The sequence below is a fragment of the Frankia tisae genome (assembly GCF_025403405.1).
In the GTDB taxonomy this organism is placed as follows: Bacteria; Actinomycetota; Actinomycetes; order Frankiales; family Frankiaceae; genus Frankia; species Frankia tisai.
The window spans coordinates 1-1583 of the sequence record NZ_JANEZT010000668.1 but is presented as its reverse complement, the minus strand read 5'-3'; the positions used below and the strand labels follow the sequence as shown (position 1 = coordinate 1583).

1 protein-coding gene is annotated in these 1583 nt (G+C 69.4%); it reads left to right on the top strand.

The genetic code is table 11. The features are described 5' to 3' along the window. Positions 1-121: 121 nt before the first annotated feature. Complete coding sequence (gene tnpC, locus NBZ85_RS30960) at positions 122-1552, top strand: IS66 family transposase (RefSeq protein ID WP_261560728.1); 1431 nt, start codon at positions 122-124, stop codon at positions 1550-1552. Positions 1553-1583: the final 31 nt, after the last annotated feature.

Below are 1583 nucleotides of genomic sequence, written 5' to 3'. Positions count from 1 at the left end.
CGTAACTGGTCAGGTCTCGTAGATCGTTGGTTTTGGTTTCGCGGCAGGCTGGGGCTCTTCGATGGCCTGGCATCCCGGGAGCGTTGGCGCCGCGTGGTTGATCAGACCGTAGGGTCCGGGTGTGTCCGGTGATCCGCCCGTGCCGTCGGTGCCGTCGTATGACGAGCTCGCGGCGCTGGTGGTGGAGCAGGCGGCACTGATCGCGCAGTTGCGGGCCGAGTTGGAACAGGCCCGGGCGCGGATCGCGGAGCTGGAGGCCCAGGTCGCCAAGACCTCGCGGAACTCCTCGAAGCCACCGAGCTCCGACGGGCTGGCCAAGCCACCCCCGAAGTCGCTACGGACGAAGACGGGCCGGCGCCCTGGTGGGCAGAACGGCCATCCCGGATCGACGCTGCGCCTGGTCGCCGATCCTGATGTGCGCGTGGCGCACGAGCCGGGGCCATGCGGTGGGTGCGGGGCGTCGCTTTCGGGCCGGCCGGTGACCCGGACCGAACGCCGGCAGGTGTTCGACCTACCCGAGCTACGCCCGCACGTGACCGAACATCAGCTCCTCGAGCGGGAATGCGACTGCGGGACACGCACGAAAGCGACCCCACCGGCCGGGGTGGACGCCCCGGTCCAGTACGGGCCGCGGGTGAGCGCGGCGGCGGTCTACCTGTACTCCGGGCAGTTCCTGTCGAAGGAGCGGACCGCGACCGCGTTGGGTGAACTGGTCGGGATACCGCTGTCCGCGGGCACGGTCGCGGCGATGGCCGCCCGCGCCGCCACCGACCTGGAAGGTTTCCTCACCGCTGTCCGTGACCTGCTCGCCGGCGCCGAGGTGGTCGGCGCGGACGAGACCGGGCTGCGCGTCGCCGGGAAACTGCACTGGGTGCACTGCGCCCGCACCGGGAAGTACACCCTCATCGACTGCCATCCGAAGCGTGGAACCGCCGGAATCGACGCCCTCGGGGTGCTGACCGACTTCACCGGGGTCATAGTCCACGACGCCTGGGCGCCCTATGACACCTACACCACCGCCACCCACCAGCTGTGTGTCGCCCACGTGCTGCGTGAACTGCAGGCCGTGGGTGACACCGCTCCGGCCGGTGTCTGGTGCTGGGCCACCCAGGCCGCCGACGCCCTCGTCGCCCTGCACCGGCTCGCCACCGCCACCGGCACCGGCACTGCGGTCGACCCGACGGCGCTGGCCACCCACACCCGCCAGCTTCGCCACGCCGCCCACATCGGGATCAGCCAGACCTCACCGCGGAGCACGACACTCATGGCCGCCCGCCACGCGCTGGCCTGCCGCCTCGTCGACCGGGAAACCGACTACCTGCGGTTCACCCAAGATCTGCGAGTTCCCGCGGATAACAATGGCTGCGAACGCGACATCCGCATGATCAAACTACGACAGAAAGTATCCGGCTGCCTCCGCACCCTCACCGGCGCCCGCCAGTTCTGCGCGATCCGAAGCTACCTGTCCACCACCACCAAACACGGCATCGGCCAGTTCTCCGCCCTCGTGCAACTCGCCGAGGGCCACCCCTGGATACCCGCAATCAGCTAACCCAAGATCAAAGCGGTACCTGACCAGTTAC